Below are 17,408 nucleotides of genomic sequence, written 5' to 3'. Positions count from 1 at the left end.
TTATGGCAAAAATACTCAAATCCCACCGTCTGTGGCCCGCGTTTCGGTTGAGTATTTGGACCATAAAGAAACAAGGGGCGCGTGCCCCGGTCTGGACATTCGCGTTCCTCGCAAGGCATGAAGGCGCAACGCAAACAACCTTTCTGGCCGGGCGCATGGATATCACCGAACTGAGCGACAGGATCATCGCGGGCGACCGGCGCGCGCTGGCACGTGCGATCACACTGATCGAAAGCGGCCGCGCCGATCACCGCGCGCAGGCCGCCGACCTGATGGAGGCGCTGAAAGACACCGGGCGCGAGGCGATGCGCATCGGGCTGTCGGGCACGCCCGGTGTGGGCAAGTCGACCTTCATCGAGAGTTTCGGCATGATGCTGACCGCGCAGGGCCTGCGCGTGGCGGTGCTGGCGGTCGATCCCTCCTCGGCGCGCTCGGGCGGCTCGATCCTCGGCGACAAGACCCGGATGGAACGCCTCAGCCGCGACCCGAACGCCTTTATCCGCCCCTCTCCCAGCCGCAGCCATCTCGGCGGCGTCGCTCGGCGCACGCGTGAGACCGTGGCGCTCTGCGAGGCGGCAGGCTTTGACGTGGTGCTGATCGAGACCGTGGGCGTGGGCCAGTCCGAGACGGTGGTGGCGGAGATGTCCGATCTCTTCATCCTGCTGCTCGCCCCGGGCGGCGGTGACGAGTTGCAGGGCGTCAAGCGCGGCATCATGGAGATGGCCGACATCATCCTCGTCAACAAGGCCGATGGCGATCTGAAACCGGCGGCGATGCGGACCTGTTCGGACTATGCGGGCGCGCTCCGGCTGTTGCGCAAACGCCCTCAGGACCCCGAGGGCTTTCCCAAGGCGATGACCGTTTCGGCCTTGCGGGAGGACGGGTTGCAGACGGCCTGGGACGAGATGCAGGCACTGGTCGACTGGCGCCGCGCCGAGGGGCATTTCGCCGCCCGCCGCGCCGCGCAGGCGCGCTACTGGTTCGGCGAGGAGGTGCGTCAGGCGCTGCTCTCCCGACTGGAGACCGCCGAGGCGCGCGCGCTGATGGAGGACTATGCCGCACGGGTGGCGCGGGGCGACCTGACCCCGGCGGTCGCGGCGGCACAGGTGCTGGACCGGGTGTAGGGGCAGGGAGCAACTGGCCTGGAGCTGTCGTTAGAGTGAAGCACCTGCGCGGAACAAGGCCGAAGGCCGCCGCGCATCGCCGGGCCGCCCCCCGGCACGGCGATTTGGCTGCAACCTGCGCATCACATGGATGTTTTCCTGACTTGGCAGAGATAAAGGTCTGCAGAACAGGCGTTGGATCGCCGTACCGCGGTCCGTCGATGCGCGGCTTACGCCAACGGCAGCTTCAGGCCACTTTCACAGCCACCTGAACCTGATACTACCCCCGGTCTCCGCCCCGGATATAGACGCCCTCGGGCAGGTCGAGCGCCGCGCCGAGATCGCGCAACTGGCTCATCGACAGGGTGATCTTGTGCAACCTGTCGGTGCGCGGATCGTATTGCTCGACCGTCACGCATTCCTCGAAAGCGTTGACGATCACGTCCTCGCCCAAGGGCGCGCTCCCCTCGTCGACAAGGGTGATCACCGTGGCGTCAAAGTCGTGTTCGATGGAAAACATGGAACCACCCTAGCCGCTTGGCGGGTCTTTGCAAGGGGGCAGGTTCGCGGCCCAAAAAGGCTTTGCCGCAGCCCAAACCCTGTTAGAACAGACGGGTGATACGCCATGGGAATGACAGAGGTATGTGATGCGCTGGATTTACGTTCTGGGTCTTGTCGGGCTGATCGGTTGTGTGCCCACGGTCGAGCAGGGCCCGGTCACGCGGCCCGCGCCGCAACAGGCCGCGCCGCAGCCGCCCGCGACGCCCACGCGCGCCAATGTGCAGCAGTTTCTCAACGTCGTGCAGCGCGTGGAACCGGTGGCCGAGCGCGAATGCCGGGCCCGCGCGCCGCGCAGCAATTGCGATTTCCGCATCGTGGTGGATGACCGCCCCGGTCAACCCGTCAACGCCTATCAGACGCTCGACCGCAGCGGCCGCCCGATCCTCGCCTTCACGCTGCCGATGATCGCCTCGGTGCGCAACGCCGATGAGCTGGCCTTTGTCATGGGCCACGAGGCGGCGCATCATATCGCCGGTCACATTCCGCGCCAGCAGCAGAACGCGGCGGCGGGGGCGATCATCCTGGGCGGGCTTGCGGCGCTGACCGGGGCCAGCCAGGGGATCGTCGATCAGGCGGTGGATATCGGCGCGGGCGTCGGCTCGCGCACCTTCTCGAAGGAATTCGAGCTGGAGGCCGATGCCATGGGCACGGTGATCACGCATCGCGCGGGCTACAGCCCGTTGCGCGGGGTCGAGTTCTTTTCGCAGATCCCCGATCCGGGCAACCGGTTCCTGGGCACCCATCCGCCCAACGCGCAGCGCGTGGCGACGGTGCGCCGGGTGGCGGCCGGGCTCTGATCCATGCGGCAATTGAAGGCGGTGCTGAGCGACCGGGGATCGAGTTACGCGGTCTCGGGCGGCGCGGCGCGCGACCGGGCCGAGGTCGACGATTTTCTCAAGGCGCTCAAGCGTGACAAGAAATTCGCCCGCGCCACGCATAACACCTGGGCGGTGCTGTTGTCGGACGGCACCCCGCTCAAGGGCGATGATGGCGAGGCCGGGGCGGGACAGGTGATCCTGCGCATGTTGGAACGTGAAGGCCTGCACGATCACGTGATCGTGGTCACGCGCTGGTATGGCGGAAAAAAGCTCGGGGGCGACCGGTTTCGCCATGTGCAGGACTGCGTGCGCGCCTATCTCGACGCGGCGAGCGTTTGACGCAGATCAAGGCATGCGAGCGCCGCGTCAGGCAGGCTGTCTCCGAGAAAACAGGAGATATGGCATGCAAGGCACCACCACACTCAAACGGCACGCCGATCTGGTGGATCGGATGGCGAATACGCAAGGCGTTGATCTTGAAGAGAGAATGATGGCGGGCAAGATATTGCCCGATGATCTGAGCGATGCGGTTCTGGCCTGCACCGGCTGCGCCAATCCCGAGGCCTGCGAGCATTGGCTTGCGCGCAACGAGACGGCAGAGCAGACGCCCGACTACTGCCGCAACGCGGATCTGTTTGGACGGTTGAAGCTGGGCGGACACGCTTGATCCGTCTGGATCGTCACGAACCTCACGGACGCGACATCACCCCGCCGGATTACATCCCGGCGGAGAGGGCGGTTGCGATCCCGAAGAAGAAACAGGCGCTGGCCACCGCGACGAAGAGGTGCCAGATCGCATTGGCAAACCGCAGGTTTTCCCAGGCGTAGAACACGACGCCGCCGGTATAGAGCAGCCCGCCCGCCAGAAGAAGCCCGAGGCTTTGACCCGGCAGCACCGCGGAAAGCGGGATGAACAGTGCCAGACCGATCCAGCCAAGCGCCACATAGGGCAGCCATCCGGTGGTCATCTGACCGGGTTTCGCGCGGATCTTGGTCACCGCGCCGAAGAGGGCCAGCACCCAGACCAGCGCCAGGACGACATAGCCAAAGGCGGTGCCCAACAGCACGCTGAGCGGGGTGAAGGTGCCCGCGATCTTGACGTAGATCGCCGCGTGATCGAGGCGGCGCAGGATCGGTCGCGCGGCGGTATGGGCATAGAGGTGGTAGGCCGCCGAGGCCACCAGCATCAGCAAAAGCGTGCCGGAATAGACGATGGTCGAGGCTAGCGTCACGCCGTCCATACGCAGCGCCCACATCGCGAACAGCAATGAAATCCCGGTGATCGCGGTGATCACCCCCGCGATATGAACCGCGCCATCGGCGACGCGCTCGGCCTTTGAATACTCGGGATAGGACATGTCGATCATGCCTCCATAATGAGCCCCAAACCTTAACACTTCAAGAATGCCCGGGAATTTCGTCAATCATAGGGTGACGTTGGGGCAATTGCGGCGCTCGCGTGCCAGATGCCGCGCATAGAGGCGCGGCGCGAGGATGCGCTCATAGACCAGATGCGCGACCTGCCGAAGCCCCGGCAGCGCCACCACCCGGGCAATCCAGCTATAGCGCGGCAGGGCCCGCCAGAGGGCGATGAACGCGTCAACGCCTGACAGAACCTGCCCCGCCTCGCGCACATGCAACCGGCGCGCGGCCTCGTCCGCGCCGACCCCCCAATTCGCCAGATCGCGGCTGTTGAGGTCGTGGAACCTCACCGGCAGGTCGCGGGCCCGGGCATAGCCTGCGTAATGGTCGATCTCGGCCCGGCAGACCGGGCAGCGCGCGTTGTAAAGGACTTCGGTGAGCGGTGGCATGGTCCCTCCTGTGCTGTCCAAAGACCTAGGGCCCGACGCTCGTCTGGCCAGAGGCCAGGCGGCACCACGGCCGGGCTTTGAGTCACATCTCCGAGTTTTGTCAAACTTTTGCTGGCAAATCGTCATTTGCCTTTGCTATTGGTTGCAAGGCCGGGGGGCATCACATCGGGAGCGTGCGGAATGACGCGTGTTTTTGCCATTGCCCTTGGGCTTTGCATCGGGCTGGTCACTGCGGCGCAGGCCGAAGGCCGTTACAAGATCGGCTACGGCCTGACCTTCACCAATGACGTGATCGGCGACACCAAGGATCGCTGGCGCACCGGGTCTGTCGCATCAAGCCGGGTCTGGGCCGATGGCTGGCAAGGGCAAGCGCCAACCGGCTTCGGCGACCTGCTGGAGTTCCGCTTCAATGCCGAGATCATGTCGCCCGAAAGCATCGGCGCGCCCGCACCCAATGACCGGCCCTTCGCCGGGGCGCTCAGCTTCGGCTTGCACACGCATTTCGAACGCGCAGCGGTGGAATACGCGCTGGGCGGTGATCTCGTCATCACCGGATCGCAGACCGGGCTTGGGGATTTCCAGGACTTCCTGCACGGCCTGGTGGGCGCGACAGAGCGGGGCCCGGCCACCCGACAGAACCAGATCGGCAACGAGTTCCGCCCCTCGGGCGTGTTCGAGATGGGGCGCGAGTTCACCCTTGGCGCGGTCCGCATCCGCCCCTTCGCCGAGGCCCGCCTCGGGATCGAGGATCTGGTGCGCGCCGGAGCGGATATCACCATTGGCTCGCTCACCCGCGATGAGCTGATGGTCCGCGAACCGGTGACCGGGCAGCGCTACCGCGTGGTGCGCGAGGACCGGCCCGGCACCGCCTTCATCCTCGGTGGCGACATCGCCTATGTCGATGACAGCGAGTTTCTGCCCGCGCGCAGCGGCGTAAACGTCACCGAAGACCGCACCCGCCTGCGCGGCGGCGTGCATTGGGAGGGCGCCAAGGGCGGCTCGCTCTTCTACGGCGTGACATGGCTGAGCGAGGAATTCGATCAGCAACCCGAAAGCCAGGTCGTCGGCTCTGTGCAGTTCAGGTTGCGCTTCTGAAGAAAATTCCCGTGGGGGGTTTTCAGGGTGATTCGCCTTTGCTACGCTGGCAACAATAAAAAAAGACAAGAGGCAGGCAGTCAGAGATATGGGAACGGGCTATAAAGGCACGTTCGTCATCTCCTGGTCGCAAACAGATCTGGATGGAGTGTCGGGCGCATCTGTGCGGTCGCTTTCGGTAGGGCAGACGTGGCTCTGGCGCGGCGATGTGGTGCGCGTGGACGGACCAAACGAGCTTTTGCGCCTGGATATGGCGGAGGGAGAAGCCGTGAACCGCAAACGTGCGGCACGGATGGTGCGGCGCCTCGTGGGGGCCGCGATGAGCAACACACGCGATCTGGGCGCGGTCGACGTGCCCGAGCCGATCATGGATACGGGCTTTGTCGTCACCGACGGTTTGCGCAGCTACACCGTGACGATCATCGAGGTGGCGGGCGATGCGCCACCGCTCCTGATGTTCCTTGACGAGATTCCGCCACGCGACACCGAGATGTGGATCGTGCATCACTCGCTCGAGGGGATGCGCGGTGCCTCGACCGGACCGGCGAGCGGCGGGGTGATCTGTTTCACCCCCGGCACACGGATCGAAACCCCCGAAGGCCCCCGCCTGATCGAGGAACTGCGCGAGGGCGACCGGGTGCAGACCCGCGACAGCGGCGCGCAGGATATCCAGTGGATCGGTAGTCGCCGGATGACCGGGGCGCGGCTCTTTGCCATGCCCAAGCTGCGGCCGATCCGTCTCGGCCCCGGTGCAATCGGGATCGACCGCCCCGATGCCGCGCTTTTGGTCAGCCCCGAGCATCGCCTGCTGGTGCGCGGCGACGTGGCGCGCGCGCTCTTCAACACGCCCGAAGTGCTGGTGATGGCGCGCGATCTGGTCAACAACGACACGGTGTCGGTCGATCTTGCCTCGCGCGAGGTGACCTATATCCACCTGCTCCTGCCCAGCCATCAGATCATCTGGGCCAATAGCGTGGAGACCGAAAGCTTTCACCCCGCCAGCACCGCGCTCTCGACGCTGAGCGATGGCGACCGGACACGTCTGCTGGAGATCAATCCAAACCTCGAATACGAGCCGCATGTCTATGGCGGCTATGCGCGGCGGTGCCTGAACGGGTCCGAGGCCGCGATCCTCGCGCATGAGGCGGCGTGACGGGGCAGGCGGGGCGCGCGCCTTCAGCGTTCCGCGCGCACCGGTGAGCGTTGTTCGCCGAGCCCCGAGATGCGCAGCACCATCTCGTCACCATCCTTGAGAAAGCGCTGCGGTGTGTGCCCCATGCCCACGCCCGGCGGGGTGCCGGTGGCGATGACATCGCCCGGCTCCAGCACCATCAACTCGCTGAGATAGGACACGATCCGCGCCACCGAAAAGATCATCCGCCCGCTATTGCCGCTCTGCATCCGCTCGCCGTTCACATCGACCGACAGATCGAGCGCCTGCACGTCGCCCGCAGTATCGGGCGTCACCAGCCACGGCCCCATCGGCGCGAAGGTGTCGCAGCTCTTGCCCTTGGTCCATTGCCCCGAACGTTCAAGCTGAAATTCGCGCTCCGACACGTCGTTGACGATGGTATAGCCCGCCACATGGCGCAGCGCCTGCGCCTCGGTCACGTATTTCGCGCGGCGACCGATGACGATGCCCAGTTCGACCTCCCAGTCGCCCTTCTGCGACCCGCGCGGCAGGATCACCGGATCATGCGGCCCGTTGATCGCCGAGGTCGCCTTGAGGAACACCACCGGGTCCTCGGGCGGCTCGACCCCAAGTTCGGCGGCGTGATCGGAATAATTCAGCCCGATGCAGACCAGCTTGCCAACCTGCCCCACCGGCGGCCCGATGCGCGGGCTGCCCGGCACCAGCGGCAGGCTTTGCGGGTTGATTCGGGGCAGATCGGCCATGACGGGGCCCGCCAGATCGGGCACCACGCCGCTGAGGTCGCGCAACTGTCCCTCGGCATCCAGCACCGCGGGCCGTTCATGCCCGGCCTCACCATATCTCACGAACCGCATGGTCTGCCCCCTGTATCGCCATGTTCCGTCACGCAGCATAGACCGCGCGCGGCGCTTCGCAAGGGGCTGGTCACGGGCCGCGCGGGGCCTATCATCGGCGCATGGTTCTGCATGTCACCCCAGAGGGGCTTTATTGTCCCGCCGGCGATTTTCACATCGACCCTTGGCGCCCTGTCGCGCGGGCGCTGATCACCCACGGCCATGCCGATCACGCCCGCGACGGGCACGGCGCCTACCTCGCAACAGACCTCGCTGCCCCGGTGATGCGCCACCGGCTGGGGGATATCGCGCTCGACACCATCCGCTACGGCGAGGCGCGCCAGATCGGTGATGCGCGCGTCTCGTTTCTCCCCGCAGGCCACGTCCCCGGCTCGGCGCAGATCCGGGTCGAGGCGGGCGGCGAGGTCTGGGTCGTCTCGGGCGATTACAAGCTTGAGGTCGATCCCCTCTCGACCCCGTTCGAGCCGGTGCGCTGTCATCAGTTCGTGACCGAATGCACCTTCGGCCTGCCGGTCTTCGACTGGCCCGACCCCGGCGATGTGGCGTGCGAGATCAACGCATGGTGGGCGGCGAACGCGGCCGAGGGGCGGTTCACGCTGCTCGGGGCCTACGCGCTCGGTAAGGCGCAGAGGGTGCTGATGATGCTCGACCCCTCCATCGGCCCGATCCTCACCCATGGCGCGATTGAGGCCACAAACGCGGTGATGCGCGCTCAGGGGCTGGCCCTGCCCGATACCCACCACGTCACCCCCGAAACCGACCTGCGCGCGCGCCGCGGCGCGCTGGTCATCGCACCCCCCGGCGCGCTCGCAGGGTCATGGGCGCGGCGGTTTCGCCCCGCCTCCACTGGGTTTGCCAGCGGCTGGATGCGGCTGCGCGGCGTGCGCCGCAGGCGCGCGGCGGATCGCGGCTTTGTCCTCTCCGATCACGCCGATTGGGCGGGCCTCAACCGCGCCATTGCCGAGACCGGGGCCGAGACCATCCACGTCACCCACGGCTATACCGAGATTTTCGCCCGCTGGCTGACCGCACAGGGCTATGACGCGCGCGTGCTGCGCACCGAGTTCACCGGAGAGACGCTGGATGACGGGGCCGAGACATGAAGCAGTTCGCCGCGCTCTTCGCCACGCTCGACCAAACTACGCGCACCAACACCAAGGTGGCGGCGCTGGCCGAGTATTTCCGTAGCGCCCCCGAACCCGACCGCCTCTGGACCATCGCGCTCTTCTCCGGCCGCCGCCCGAAACGCGCGATCACCACCACGCGGCTGCGGGAATGGGCCGCCGAGCGCGCAGGCATCCCGCTCTGGCTGTTCGAGGAAAGCTATCCCATCGTCGGCGATCTGGCCGAAACCATCGCCCTTGTGCTGCCACCGCCCAGCATCAGCCACGACGCCAGCCTTGCCGCGTGGATCGACCACCTGCGCGCCTTGAAAGACGCCGAGGACGAGACGCGCAAAGAGCAGGTGCTGGCGGCATGGGAGGGGCTGACGCCGCTGGAACGGCTGGTCTTCAACAAGCTGCTGACCGGCGGCTTCCGCGTCGGCATCAGCCGCAAGCTCATGACCCGCGCGCTCGCTCAGGCATTAAGCCGCGATGAGGCTGAAATCGCCCACCGCCTGATGGGGGACTGGACCCCCGACAGCACCACATGGGCCGACCTGATCGAGAGCCACGACCCGACCGACACCCTCTCGCGCCCCTATCCTTTCTGCCTCGCCTACGGGCTGGAGGACGGACCCGAAAGCCTTGGGCCGCCTGCCGACTGGCTCGCGGAATGGAAATGGGACGGCATCCGCGGCCAGGTGATCGCACGCGGCGGGCAGGTCTTCATCTGGTCGCGCGGCGAGGAACTGATGACCGACCGCTTCCCCGAACTTGCCCCCCTGTGCGACCTCCTGCCCGACGGCACGGTGATCGACGGCGAATTGCTGGCCCATGACGGCGACGCCCCCTTGCCCTTCACCGCGCTGCAAAAGCGGATCACGCGAAAAACCGTGCCCAAGAAACTGCTGACCGAGGCCCCGGTGATCCTGATGGCCTATGACCTCTTGGAACAGGGCGGCCGCGACCTGCGCGACACCCCCTTCGCCGAACGCCGCGCGCGGCTCGACCGGCTGATCACCGATCTGCCTGACGACACCCCCCTGCGCCCCTCACCGACGATCCCCTTCACCACATGGGACGATCTGGAAACCATCCGCGCCACCGCCCGCGCCCACCGCGCCGAGGGGCTGATGCTCAAGCGCCGCAGCGGCCCCTATCACGCGGGCCGCAAAAAGGGCGATTGGTGGAAATGGAAACTCGACCCGCTGACCCTCGACGCGGTTATGATCTACGCGCAGCAGGGCCACGGGCGCCGGGCCAACCTCTTCACCGATTTCACCTTCGCGGTCTGGGACGGTGACACACTCGTGCCCTTCACCAAGGCCTATTCCGGCCTCACCGATGCCGAGTTCCGCCAGATCACCGCCTGGGTCCGCAAGAACACGACCGAGCGCTTCGGCCCCGTCCGGCAGGTTCGCCCCGAACATGTGTTCGAGCTCGCCTTCGAAGGCATTCAGGCCAGCTCGCGCCACAAATCCGGCGTTGCATTACGCTTTCCCCGCATGGCCCGCTGGCGGCAGGACAAGCCGACCCATGAGGCCAACACCCTGACCGACCTGCGCGCCATGCTGGCGCAATACGGCTAGCTCAGGAACACCCGCCGTCCAGCAGCACCCGATTGCCCCGAATGCCGGTCACGCTGACCGTGCAATTCTCCACCGCATGGCTCTCGCCGACGCGCAGGCTCTGCATCGCCAGCCCGTTGATGGCCAGCCGCGCCGCGTCGCCCAGAATGCCCGAGACGAAGACCCGCAACTGCCCGTCGCCCAAGCTCGCCATTTCGCCAGGGCCATAGGCCGCGCCATCACCGGCAGGCATGTCGCAATCCGAACTGATCCGCACGCCGTCTGCGCCGACCTCGCTCAGCGCCAGCCGACAGGCCCCGGCGTCATGGCGCACGGTGATCGCCTCACCCGGCGACAACTGCGCCGTGCCGCCATTCACCGACAAGAGCACCGTCCCAGCTTCGGCATCCGCACGCTGCACGAAGGCACGCACCGCGCCACCGGCCAGCACGAAGGTCTCTCCAACCCCGCGCGCCTCGGGCAGCATCGCCAATCCCTCGGGCGTCTCCGCCTGCGGCGCGCTCACCGCCGCCGCTTCGGCCTCGGGCGCTGGGGCGGCAGCAGGCTGCGCCTCCAACGCGCCGCGCACCGCCTCGGCCTGCGCTGCCGCCGTTTGTGAAATCTGGCTGCCAAGATCCTGGGCCACCGTGTCGATCCGCGCCTCAAGAGCCGCAATCCGCTCACCGAAATCACCCGCCACCTGCGCCCCCAGACCGGCCACAGCCTCGGCATTGCCGGACATGCTCGCTTCCAGCGCGGCCAGCCGCTCACTCACCCCCGACAGCGCCGCATCGTCGCCCTGCACCACCGCCGACAGATCCTCCATCGCGCGGCCCATGCTGCTGCCGACCTTGCTCTCGATGGTCGAGAGCGACAACAACGAGCCCACCAAAAGCCCGGCAATCCCGCCGCCCACACCGGTCACGACCGGGTTTTTCAAAATCTCAGACATGTTCAAATCCTCCCCCTAGAGGGATAAGGATAAGGGGATTCGCAAGATCCGGAACAGATTTTTTTAGATCGACCCGGCTCTCGCGCATATACTTCGCCCGCCCTGCGCGCTACCTCTGCGCAAAACCGATACTAAGGAGCGTCCCATGACCGACACCGTCCTCCGCGATGCCAATGCCCCCTCCGGCGACAAGAACCTCGGCGATCTGCCGGAATGGGATCTGAGCGATCTCTACGCGGGCGAGGACGCGCCGGAACTGCAACGCGACCTCGACTGGCTGCAAACCGTCTGCGCCGAGTTCGCCGCTGATTATGAGGGCAAGCTCGACACGCTCGACGCCGCCGGGCTGCTCGACTGCCTGCACCGCGACGAGGCGATCAGCCGGACGGCAGGGCGGATCATGTCCTTTGCCGGGCTGCGTTATTACCAGCTGACCACCGATGGCGGGCGGGCGAAATTCCTCTCCGACTGTCAGGAGAAGGTCACGAATTTCACCACGCCGCTGGTCTTTTTCTCGCTGGAACTGAACCGGCTGGATGAGGGCGCGCTCAAGGCGATGTATGCCGAGAACGCCGATCTCGCCCGCTACGCCCCCGTCATCCGCCGCATCCGCGCGATGAAACCGCACCAGCTCTCGGATGAGCTTGAGAAATTCCTGCACGATCTGGGCGTCGTGGGCGACGCATGGGAGCGGCTTTTTGACGAGACCATCGCCGGGCTCACCTTCACCGTGGACGGTGAGGAGATGGGCATCGAAGGCACGCTCAACCTGCTGACCGAGCAGGACCGCGATCAGCGCGAGGCCGCCGCGCGCGAACTGGCGCGGGTGTTCGGCGAGAATATCCGCACCTTCTCCCGCGTCCACAACACCGCCGCCAAGGAAAAAGAGGTGATCGACCGCTGGCGCAAGATGCCCACGCCCCAGACCGGGCGGCACCTGAGCAACGATGTGGAGGCGGAAGTGGTCGAGGCGCTGCGCGACGCAGTCGTCGCGGCCTATCCCAAACTTTCGCACCGCTATTACGAGCTCAAGCGCAAATGGCTGGGGCTGGAGCGCATGCAGGTCTGGGACCGCAACGCACCGCTGCCGATGGAGGAAACCCGCATCGTCGACTGGGACGACGCCCGCGCCACGGTGATGAACGCCTATGGCGCGTTCGACCCGCGCATGGCCGATCTGGCGCAGCCGTTTTTCGAGAAGGGCTGGATCGACGCGGGCGTGAAGCAGGGCAAGGCACCGGGGGCGTTTGCCCATCCCACCGTGACGGATGTGCATCCCTACGTGATGCTCAACTATCTCGGCAAACCGCGCGACGTGATGACGCTGGCGCATGAGTTGGGCCACGGCGTGCATCAGGTGCTGGCGGCAGAGCAGGGCGAGCTTTTGTCCTCAACGCCGCTGACGCTGGCGGAGACGGCCTCTGTCTTCGGCGAGATGCTGACCTTCCGCCGGATGCTCGACGGGGCCAAGGACAAGGCCGAGCGCAAGGTACTGCTCGCGGGCAAGGTCGAGGACATGATCAACACTGTCGTCCGGCAAATCGCGTTTTACGATTTCGAATGCAAGCTGCACGACGCCCGCCGCGAAGGCGAGTTGACGCCTGACGACATCAACGCGCTGTGGATGAGCGTGCAGGCGGAAAGCCTTGGGCCGGCGTTTGATTTCATGGACGGCTATGAGACGTTCTGGGCCTATATCCCGCATTTCGTGCATTCGCCGTTTTACGTCTACGCCTATGCCTTCGGCGACGGGCTGGTGAACGCGCTTTATGCCGTTTACGAAGAGAACCCCGAAGGCTTTCAGGAGAAGTATTTCGAGATGCTCAAGGCGGGTGGCTCCAAGCACCACAAGGACCTGCTTGCGCCCTTCGGTCTCGATGCGAGCGATCCGGCGTTCTGGGATAAGGGCCTCGGTATCATCTCCGACATGATCGACGAGTTGGAGGCGATGGAGGACTGAAACCCCTGCCACACCCCGACCGGGCGCGGCGGAATTTTCAAAAAATTCCGGTCCGATTTCTTTTTAAGAAATCGTTACCCCCGCGCCCCGTCGATGTGGCGGGCTTCGCAGTCCATACCGACGCAATACCGACGTGATACCGACGCGATACCGACGCGATACAGCCGGGCCTCACTTCAACTGGCTGTCCTTCGATCCGCGCCGGTTGATGCCGCTGCGCGGCTGATTCTGCGCTTGCAGATCGGACGCGCAGTCGATGCAAAGTTTCACGCCGGGGATCGCAGTGCGCCGGGCCTCGGGGATCGGTTCCTCGCAGTCGGCGCAATGGGTCAGGCTCTCGCCCTTTGGCTGCGCCCGGGCCTTGAGCCGCGCCAACTCGTCCGAAATCGAGGCTTCGATCTGCTCGCTCACCGCGCCATCGCGCGCCCATCCACCGGCCATCGGGATCTCCTTTCCTGCGCAGGCCAGTCTAGGCCCGCGCGGCTGGTGACGTCAAATCCGGCTCAGGGTTCCACATGTGTGGCGGCGGGCAGGGCGAGCGACATGTCGCGCACGAAAGCGGCCCCGACTCCGCCCGCCTGCGCAATGATGCCGTTGAGCATGCGGATCGCGGCGGGCGAGGTAACCGGCACGAAATGGTTGAAGCCCTCGCCGTCGGCCAGGTCCGAGAAATCGACCACCTGCACATCGCCGCGCTGCACCTTGTCGGCATCGTCGATCACCCCAAGTCGCGGCTTGCGGCCGGTGATGAAGCCCGACAGCGTAAGCGCGCGATCCGCCTTGGTGATGAAAATCATGAATGGCTGCGGCAGCTTACCGATGGCCTCGGCCTGCCGGTCGAAGAGATCGGGGTCGATATCAGGTGACATCAGCACCACGCCGCTGATCCGGTCGAGCAACTGCCGGTCGCCGCGCAGGGCAATCTGGCGCAGCACCTCCATCACCAGTTGCGACCCCATGGAATGCGCGAGGATAAAGACCTTCTCACCCGGCCGTGCCGTCAGATCACGCAGCAGCCTCTCGAGATCGTCACGCGCGTATAGCACGCTGTCACGGTCGTAGATATAGCCACGCGGATCGGCCGCAGAAGGCCAGGCGAACAACAGCCCCGGCATTGGCACGTTGAAATCGGCCCTGATCTGTGCCAGCCGGTACATCGCCTCCGAGAGCGTGTTGTTGTACCCATGCACGAAGAGCAGCGTCTCGCGTCCCGTCGTGCGTGCGCGCATGTCGCGGATGAGCGCGTGCGGCCCGTCATGCACCTGCGTCCCGGTGACCACGAAATCGGTGGCCGCGTCGGGCGGCCCCTCTGGCCATTCGATGCGCCCTGTTTCATGGGTCGGCGGGATAGAGATATCGGCGCGGAAATAGTTCATGGCCTCGGGCCGTTCCAGCCCGAAGATCGGCCCGGTCCGGTCGAGATCACGACCCGTCGCCACGAAAATCGGCTGGATGTCGGCTTGTGGATTTGCTGCTGCACGCTCTGCGGTGACACGCGGCGCGCAGGCGGCCAGCAGTGTCAGGATGATGACGGCCAGCCCAAGACGGGCCAGCCGATCGGCAGAGGTCGTTCCAGTCCCGCGTGTTGCCATCATCACCCACCCTCACCTGAGCGCGAGAGATAGGCGATGTCAGCGCCCGCGCCAAGGGGTCAGGCCGATGCCAGCATACCTTTTTCCTGTGCCAGATCGCGCATCCGTTTTTGCAGCTTTTCAAAGGCACGCACCTCGATCTGGCGAATGCGCTCGCGGCTCACATCATATTGCGCGCTAAGATCCTCCAGCGTGATGGTCTGCTCGTTCAGGCGGCGCTGCGTGAGGATATCGCGCTCGCGCTCGTTGAGAACGTCCATCGCCAGCCCCAGCAATTCGCGCCGCGCCTTGAGTTCGTCCTGCTCCTCATAGGCTCCGGCCTGATCGGCATCCTCATCCTCGAGCCAGTCCTGCCATTGCATCGTGCCTTCGCCTTCGGAGCCGACAGTGGCGTTGAGCGAGGCGTCTGACCCGGCCATGCGCCGGTTCATCGAGATCACCTCGTCCTCGGTCACGCCGAGGTCGGTGGCGATCTTCTTGACGACCTCGGGGCGCAGATCACCATCCTCAAGCGCACCGATGCGGGCCTTCGCCTTGCGCAGGTTGAAGAACAGCTTCTTCTGCGCCGAGGTGGTGCCGAGTTTCACAAGGCTCCATGAGCGCAGGATATATTCCTGGATCGAGGCCCTGATCCACCACATCGCATAGGTCGCGAGGCGAAAGCCGCGCTCCGGGTCGAACCGCTTGACCGCCTGCATGAGGCCGACATTGGCCTCCGAGATCACCTCGGCCTGCGGCAACCCGTAGCCGCGATAGCCCATTGCAATCTTGGCCGCGAGACGTAAGTGGCTGGTGACCATGCGGTGCGCGGCCTCGGTGTCCTGTTCCTCGACCCACCGCTTGGCCAGCATGTATTCCTCTTCCGGCTCGAGCAGCGGAAACTTGCGGATTTCCTGCATGTAGCGATTCAATCCGCCTTCCGGTGTCGGCGCTGGCAGATTCGCGTAATTGCCCATGCTGTTGTCCCTCCTGATGTTTAGCTCGTTAACATTGACCTAGGAACGCGTGGCGATCCTTTCAAGATGCCATAGCTCAAAGATATTAACGTTCAGGTAAGAGTTTTCCGTCGCTTTGCTCTGAATATGTCAGAAATTCACGCGATCTTGCGCCCGGTCACACCTCGCCTCGAAGTGCCGTGATCAGGGTTGCCATATCGGCGGGCAGCGGGGCCTCGAAGCGCAATGCCTCACCTGTCAGCGGGTGGTCAAAACCCAGAACGGCGGCGTGCAGCGCCTGCCGGGCAAATCCCTGCGCAGCCTCGATGGCGCGCGGCGAAAGCGCCTTTTGCGACAGCTTGCGCCGCCCGCCATAGACCGGATCTCCGATCAGCCCATGACCGACATGCGCCAGATGCACCCGGATCTGATGGGTGCGCCCGGTCTCCAACCGGCATTCCAGAAGCGCCGCCGCCGGGGGATGGCCGAACCGCTCCAGCACCCGCGCGCGCGTCACCGCATGACGCCCCCCCTCGAACGTCACCGCCTGACGCTGCCGGTCGGTCTTGTGGCGTGCGAGGCTGGTGGCGATGCGCAGGACATTGCCGGGCTCGAACGACGCTCCGCGCAGGCCTCGCAGGCGCGGATCGCTGGCCTCGGGTACGCCGTGGACCACGGCCATGTAGGCGCGCTCGGCGCTATGGGCCTCGAACTGTGCGGCCAGCCCCTGATGCGCGGCGTCGGACTTGGCCACCACCAGCAGGCCGCTGGTATCCTTGTCGATGCGGTGGACAATGCCGGGCCGCCGCGCGCCGCCCACACCCGAAAGCGTGTCGCCGCAATGATGCAGCAGCGCGTTGACCAAAGTGCCTGCCGGGCTGCCGGGGGCGGGATGCACGACCATGCCAGCAGGCTTGTCGACGACGATCAACTCATCATCCTCGTAGACCACGGCAAGCGCGATGTCCTCTGCCGCGATATGGCTCTCGCGCGCGTCCGGCACGTCGATCTCGATCAGGTCACCTGCTGCCACGCGCGCCTTGGCCTCAACGACCACCGTGCCGTTGACCCGCACAGCCCCCGTATCGAGCAGCCGCACCAGCCGGGTACGCGACAGCGCCGCCACCTCTGGCACATCGCGGACAAGCGCTTTATCAAGGCGCGCAGGCGGATCGTCCCCGATCCGGAATGAAAGCGGGTCTTGCCCCATGGATGATAGCCCCCCGCCGGTCAGCCCGGCGACATTGAAATTCCTCGCGCGGCTGGTCACGGTGCTGACCGCCACGATGATTGTCGGCGTTGTAGTCATCGTCGCCCTGCTTGTCATCCGCTTCTCGGGCGACGAGCGCACGCCACCTCTCACCTTGCCTGACAGCATCACCCTGCCTGAAGGCGCGCGCGCCGAGGCGGTCACCTTTGGCGGTGACTGGATCGCCGTGGTGACGGGCGACGAACGCATCCTTATCTATGATCGCACCAGCGGCGCGTTGCGGCAAAGCATCGCGATCGAGTAGCGTGCCCTTCATGACCCGCACACATTGGCTTGTCCTGCTCTCCGGCATCTGGGCCGCGCTCTATGCGGCATCGGTCCTCGTGCCTTACTTCACGGCCCCGACCGATTTCGGCTTCACGCGCGGGATGAACCGGCTGACGGCCTTTGTGCAATATCAGTTGGGCGCCGGGGTTGTGGGTGTCTTCATCTGGGCCATGGGACAGCGACTGCGCCATCGCTGGCAGCGCTGGCTGGCGCGTGTGCCGGGGCTTCTCGCGATCAGTCTGGTGGTCCTCGTGCTTGTTGCGATCACGGTCGCCAACCTGTTCGAGTGGCGCGTCGAACCAGCAACCTTACCCCAAGAGTCGACGGTTACGCAGTAGCATGCAAAGCGCAATTGAGATGTCGGGA

20 protein-coding genes are annotated in these 17,408 nt (G+C 65.6%); 11 read left to right on the top strand and 9 right to left on the bottom strand.

Going from position 1 to position 17,408, the window contains the following annotated elements; translation table 11 throughout:
• Positions 1–155 precede the first annotated feature (155 nt).
• A complete protein-coding gene (gene meaB, locus BMX04_RS11495; RefSeq protein ID WP_074786630.1) occupies positions 156–1,124 on the top strand; it encodes a methylmalonyl Co-A mutase-associated GTPase MeaB in 969 nt (322 codons plus the stop codon).
• 259 nt (positions 1,125–1,383) lie between these two features.
• Here the strand turns inward: meaB and BMX04_RS11490 are convergent, their stop codons facing one another.
• Positions 1,384–1,623, bottom strand: coding sequence for a hypothetical protein (locus BMX04_RS11490; RefSeq protein ID WP_050661705.1), 240 nt, complete (start codon positions 1,621–1,623; stop codon positions 1,384–1,386).
• Positions 1,624–1,750: 127 nt separating this feature from the next.
• Here BMX04_RS11490 and BMX04_RS11485 point away from each other — a divergent pair, with 127 nt between their 5' ends.
• The 3 genes from BMX04_RS11485 to BMX04_RS11475 all read left to right on the top strand — a co-directional run bounded on the left by BMX04_RS11485 (position 1,751) and on the right by BMX04_RS11475 (position 3,149).
• Complete coding sequence (locus BMX04_RS11485) at positions 1,751–2,461, top strand: M48 family metallopeptidase (RefSeq protein ID WP_074786627.1); 711 nt, start codon at positions 1,751–1,753, stop codon at positions 2,459–2,461.
• Between the two features lie 3 nt (positions 2,462–2,464).
• Entirely contained in the window at positions 2,465–2,821 is a 357-nt protein-coding gene (locus BMX04_RS11480; RefSeq protein WP_050661703.1) for a YigZ family protein, read from the top strand.
• A gap of 64 nt (positions 2,822–2,885) precedes the next feature.
• The gene (locus BMX04_RS11475; protein WP_074786624.1) at positions 2,886–3,149 is read left to right on the top strand and encodes a DUF6455 family protein; all 264 of its coding nucleotides are present in this window, start codon (positions 2,886–2,888) and stop codon (positions 3,147–3,149) included.
• 49 nt (positions 3,150–3,198) lie between these two features.
• Here the strand turns inward: BMX04_RS11475 and trhA are convergent, their stop codons facing one another.
• Positions 3,199–3,849 carry a PAQR family membrane homeostasis protein TrhA gene (gene trhA, locus BMX04_RS11470; RefSeq protein ID WP_074786621.1) on the bottom strand — a complete coding sequence of 217 codons (651 nt, stop codon included), beginning with the start codon at positions 3,847–3,849 and terminating at the stop codon, positions 3,199–3,201.
• A 57-nt stretch (positions 3,850–3,906) separates the two neighbouring features.
• Positions 3,907–4,293, bottom strand: a complete 387-nt coding sequence (locus tag BMX04_RS11465) for a thiol-disulfide oxidoreductase DCC family protein (protein WP_074786618.1) — start codon at positions 4,291–4,293, stop codon at positions 3,907–3,909.
• Positions 4,294–4,473: 180 nt separating this feature from the next.
• On the opposite strand from BMX04_RS11465, the gene BMX04_RS11460 reads away from it, so the two are divergent.
• Positions 4,474–5,388: a lipid A-modifier LpxR family protein gene (locus BMX04_RS11460; protein WP_074786615.1), complete on the top strand. Its 915-nt coding sequence runs from the start codon at positions 4,474–4,476 to the stop codon at positions 5,386–5,388.
• Between the two features lie 88 nt (positions 5,389–5,476).
• Positions 5,477–6,541 carry a Hint domain-containing protein gene (locus tag BMX04_RS11455; protein WP_074786612.1) on the top strand — a complete coding sequence of 355 codons (1,065 nt, stop codon included), beginning with the start codon at positions 5,477–5,479 and terminating at the stop codon, positions 6,539–6,541.
• 23 nt (positions 6,542–6,564) lie between these two features.
• On the opposite strand, the gene BMX04_RS11450 is transcribed toward BMX04_RS11455, so the two are convergent.
• On the bottom strand, positions 6,565–7,395 hold the full coding sequence (locus BMX04_RS11450; protein WP_074786609.1) for a fumarylacetoacetate hydrolase family protein: 831 nt from the start codon (positions 7,393–7,395) through the stop codon (positions 6,565–6,567).
• Between the two features lie 101 nt (positions 7,396–7,496).
• Here BMX04_RS11450 and BMX04_RS11445 point away from each other — a divergent pair, with 101 nt between their 5' ends.
• Together BMX04_RS11445 and BMX04_RS11440 are read left to right on the top strand one after the other, a co-directional pair.
• A complete protein-coding gene (locus BMX04_RS11445) occupies positions 7,497–8,498 on the top strand; it encodes a ligase-associated DNA damage response exonuclease (protein ID WP_074786606.1) in 1,002 nt (333 codons plus the stop codon).
• Positions 8,495–10,087 (top strand): ATP-dependent DNA ligase, encoded by a 1,593-nt coding sequence (locus tag BMX04_RS11440; protein WP_074786603.1) that lies wholly within the window; start codon positions 8,495–8,497, stop codon positions 10,085–10,087. Before BMX04_RS11445 ends, BMX04_RS11440 begins: the two co-directional genes overlap by 4 nt.
• Before the next feature lies 1 nt (position 10,088).
• Here BMX04_RS11440 and BMX04_RS11435 read toward each other — a convergent pair whose 3' ends face one another.
• The gene (locus BMX04_RS11435) at positions 10,089–11,018 is read right to left on the bottom strand and encodes a hypothetical protein (protein WP_074786600.1); all 930 of its coding nucleotides are present in this window, start codon (positions 11,016–11,018) and stop codon (positions 10,089–10,091) included.
• A 145-nt stretch (positions 11,019–11,163) separates the two neighbouring features.
• Here BMX04_RS11435 and BMX04_RS11430 point away from each other — a divergent pair, with 145 nt between their 5' ends.
• Positions 11,164–12,978, top strand: a complete 1,815-nt coding sequence (locus tag BMX04_RS11430) for a M3 family oligoendopeptidase (RefSeq protein ID WP_074786597.1) — start codon at positions 11,164–11,166, stop codon at positions 12,976–12,978.
• 171 nt (positions 12,979–13,149) lie between these two features.
• Here the strand turns inward: BMX04_RS11430 and BMX04_RS11425 are convergent, their stop codons facing one another.
• The 4 genes from BMX04_RS11425 to BMX04_RS11410 form a co-directional block, all read right to left on the bottom strand.
• Positions 13,150–13,419 carry a DksA/TraR family C4-type zinc finger protein gene (locus tag BMX04_RS11425; protein WP_050661692.1) on the bottom strand — a complete coding sequence of 90 codons (270 nt, stop codon included), beginning with the start codon at positions 13,417–13,419 and terminating at the stop codon, positions 13,150–13,152.
• 62 nt (positions 13,420–13,481) lie between these two features.
• A complete protein-coding gene (locus BMX04_RS11420; protein WP_074786676.1) occupies positions 13,482–14,570 on the bottom strand; it encodes an alpha/beta hydrolase in 1,089 nt (362 codons plus the stop codon).
• 59 nt (positions 14,571–14,629) lie between these two features.
• A complete protein-coding gene (gene rpoH, locus BMX04_RS11415; protein WP_050661691.1) occupies positions 14,630–15,526 on the bottom strand; it encodes an RNA polymerase sigma factor RpoH in 897 nt (298 codons plus the stop codon).
• 157 nt (positions 15,527–15,683) lie between these two features.
• Entirely contained in the window at positions 15,684–16,715 is a 1,032-nt protein-coding gene (locus BMX04_RS11410) for an RluA family pseudouridine synthase (RefSeq protein ID WP_074786594.1), read from the bottom strand.
• On the opposite strand from BMX04_RS11410, the gene BMX04_RS11405 reads away from it, so the two are divergent.
• Positions 16,714–17,019 carry a DUF6476 family protein gene (locus BMX04_RS11405; protein WP_050661689.1) on the top strand — a complete coding sequence of 102 codons (306 nt, stop codon included), beginning with the start codon at positions 16,714–16,716 and terminating at the stop codon, positions 17,017–17,019. The genes BMX04_RS11410 and BMX04_RS11405 overlap by 2 nt on opposite strands.
• Before the next feature lie 10 nt (positions 17,020–17,029).
• Positions 17,030–17,380 (top strand): hypothetical protein, encoded by a 351-nt coding sequence (locus BMX04_RS11400; protein WP_139194542.1) that lies wholly within the window; start codon positions 17,030–17,032, stop codon positions 17,378–17,380.
• The last annotated feature ends 28 nt before the right edge of the window (positions 17,381–17,408 follow it).

The organism is Roseovarius tolerans (assembly GCF_900109855.1).
GTDB lineage: Bacteria > Pseudomonadota > Alphaproteobacteria > Rhodobacterales > Rhodobacteraceae > Roseovarius > Roseovarius tolerans.
The sequence above is the reverse complement of the archived record's forward strand: the minus strand, read 5'-3'. Positions and strand labels throughout refer to the sequence as shown.

Excerpts from the sequence above, each read along its gene's own strand:
- BMX04_RS11490 (WP_050661705.1), bottom strand. The coding sequence starts at position 1,623 with ATGTTTTCCATCGAACACGACTTTGACGCCACGGTGATCACCCTTGTC.
- meaB (WP_074786630.1), top strand. The coding sequence starts at position 156 with ATGGATATCACCGAACTGAGCGACAGGATCATCGCGGGCGACCGGCGC.
- BMX04_RS11400 (WP_139194542.1), top strand. The coding sequence starts at position 17,030 with ATGACCCGCACACATTGGCTTGTCCTGCTCTCCGGCATCTGGGCCGCG.
- BMX04_RS11440 (WP_074786603.1), top strand. The coding sequence starts at position 8,495 with ATGAAGCAGTTCGCCGCGCTCTTCGCCACGCTCGACCAAACTACGCGC.
- rpoH (WP_050661691.1), bottom strand. The coding sequence starts at position 15,526 with ATGGGCAATTACGCGAATCTGCCAGCGCCGACACCGGAAGGCGGATTG.
- BMX04_RS11485 (WP_074786627.1), top strand. The coding sequence starts at position 1,751 with ATGCGCTGGATTTACGTTCTGGGTCTTGTCGGGCTGATCGGTTGTGTG.
- BMX04_RS11445 (WP_074786606.1), top strand. The coding sequence starts at position 7,497 with ATGGTTCTGCATGTCACCCCAGAGGGGCTTTATTGTCCCGCCGGCGAT.
- trhA (WP_074786621.1), bottom strand. The coding sequence starts at position 3,849 with ATGATCGACATGTCCTATCCCGAGTATTCAAAGGCCGAGCGCGTCGCC.
- BMX04_RS11480 (WP_050661703.1), top strand. The coding sequence starts at position 2,465 with ATGCGGCAATTGAAGGCGGTGCTGAGCGACCGGGGATCGAGTTACGCG.
- BMX04_RS11405 (WP_050661689.1), top strand. The coding sequence starts at position 16,714 with ATGGATGATAGCCCCCCGCCGGTCAGCCCGGCGACATTGAAATTCCTC.
- BMX04_RS11450 (WP_074786609.1), bottom strand. The coding sequence starts at position 7,395 with ATGCGGTTCGTGAGATATGGTGAGGCCGGGCATGAACGGCCCGCGGTG.
- BMX04_RS11430 (WP_074786597.1), top strand. The coding sequence starts at position 11,164 with ATGACCGACACCGTCCTCCGCGATGCCAATGCCCCCTCCGGCGACAAG.
- BMX04_RS11435 (WP_074786600.1), bottom strand. The coding sequence starts at position 11,018 with ATGTCTGAGATTTTGAAAAACCCGGTCGTGACCGGTGTGGGCGGCGGG.
- BMX04_RS11425 (WP_050661692.1), bottom strand. The coding sequence starts at position 13,419 with ATGGCCGGTGGATGGGCGCGCGATGGCGCGGTGAGCGAGCAGATCGAA.
- BMX04_RS11475 (WP_074786624.1), top strand. The coding sequence starts at position 2,886 with ATGCAAGGCACCACCACACTCAAACGGCACGCCGATCTGGTGGATCGG.
- BMX04_RS11460 (WP_074786615.1), top strand. The coding sequence starts at position 4,474 with ATGACGCGTGTTTTTGCCATTGCCCTTGGGCTTTGCATCGGGCTGGTC.
- BMX04_RS11455 (WP_074786612.1), top strand. The coding sequence starts at position 5,477 with ATGGGAACGGGCTATAAAGGCACGTTCGTCATCTCCTGGTCGCAAACA.
- BMX04_RS11465 (WP_074786618.1), bottom strand. The coding sequence starts at position 4,293 with ATGCCACCGCTCACCGAAGTCCTTTACAACGCGCGCTGCCCGGTCTGC.
- BMX04_RS11410 (WP_074786594.1), bottom strand. The coding sequence starts at position 16,715 with ATGGGGCAAGACCCGCTTTCATTCCGGATCGGGGACGATCCGCCTGCG.
- BMX04_RS11420 (WP_074786676.1), bottom strand. The coding sequence starts at position 14,570 with ATGGCAACACGCGGGACTGGAACGACCTCTGCCGATCGGCTGGCCCGT.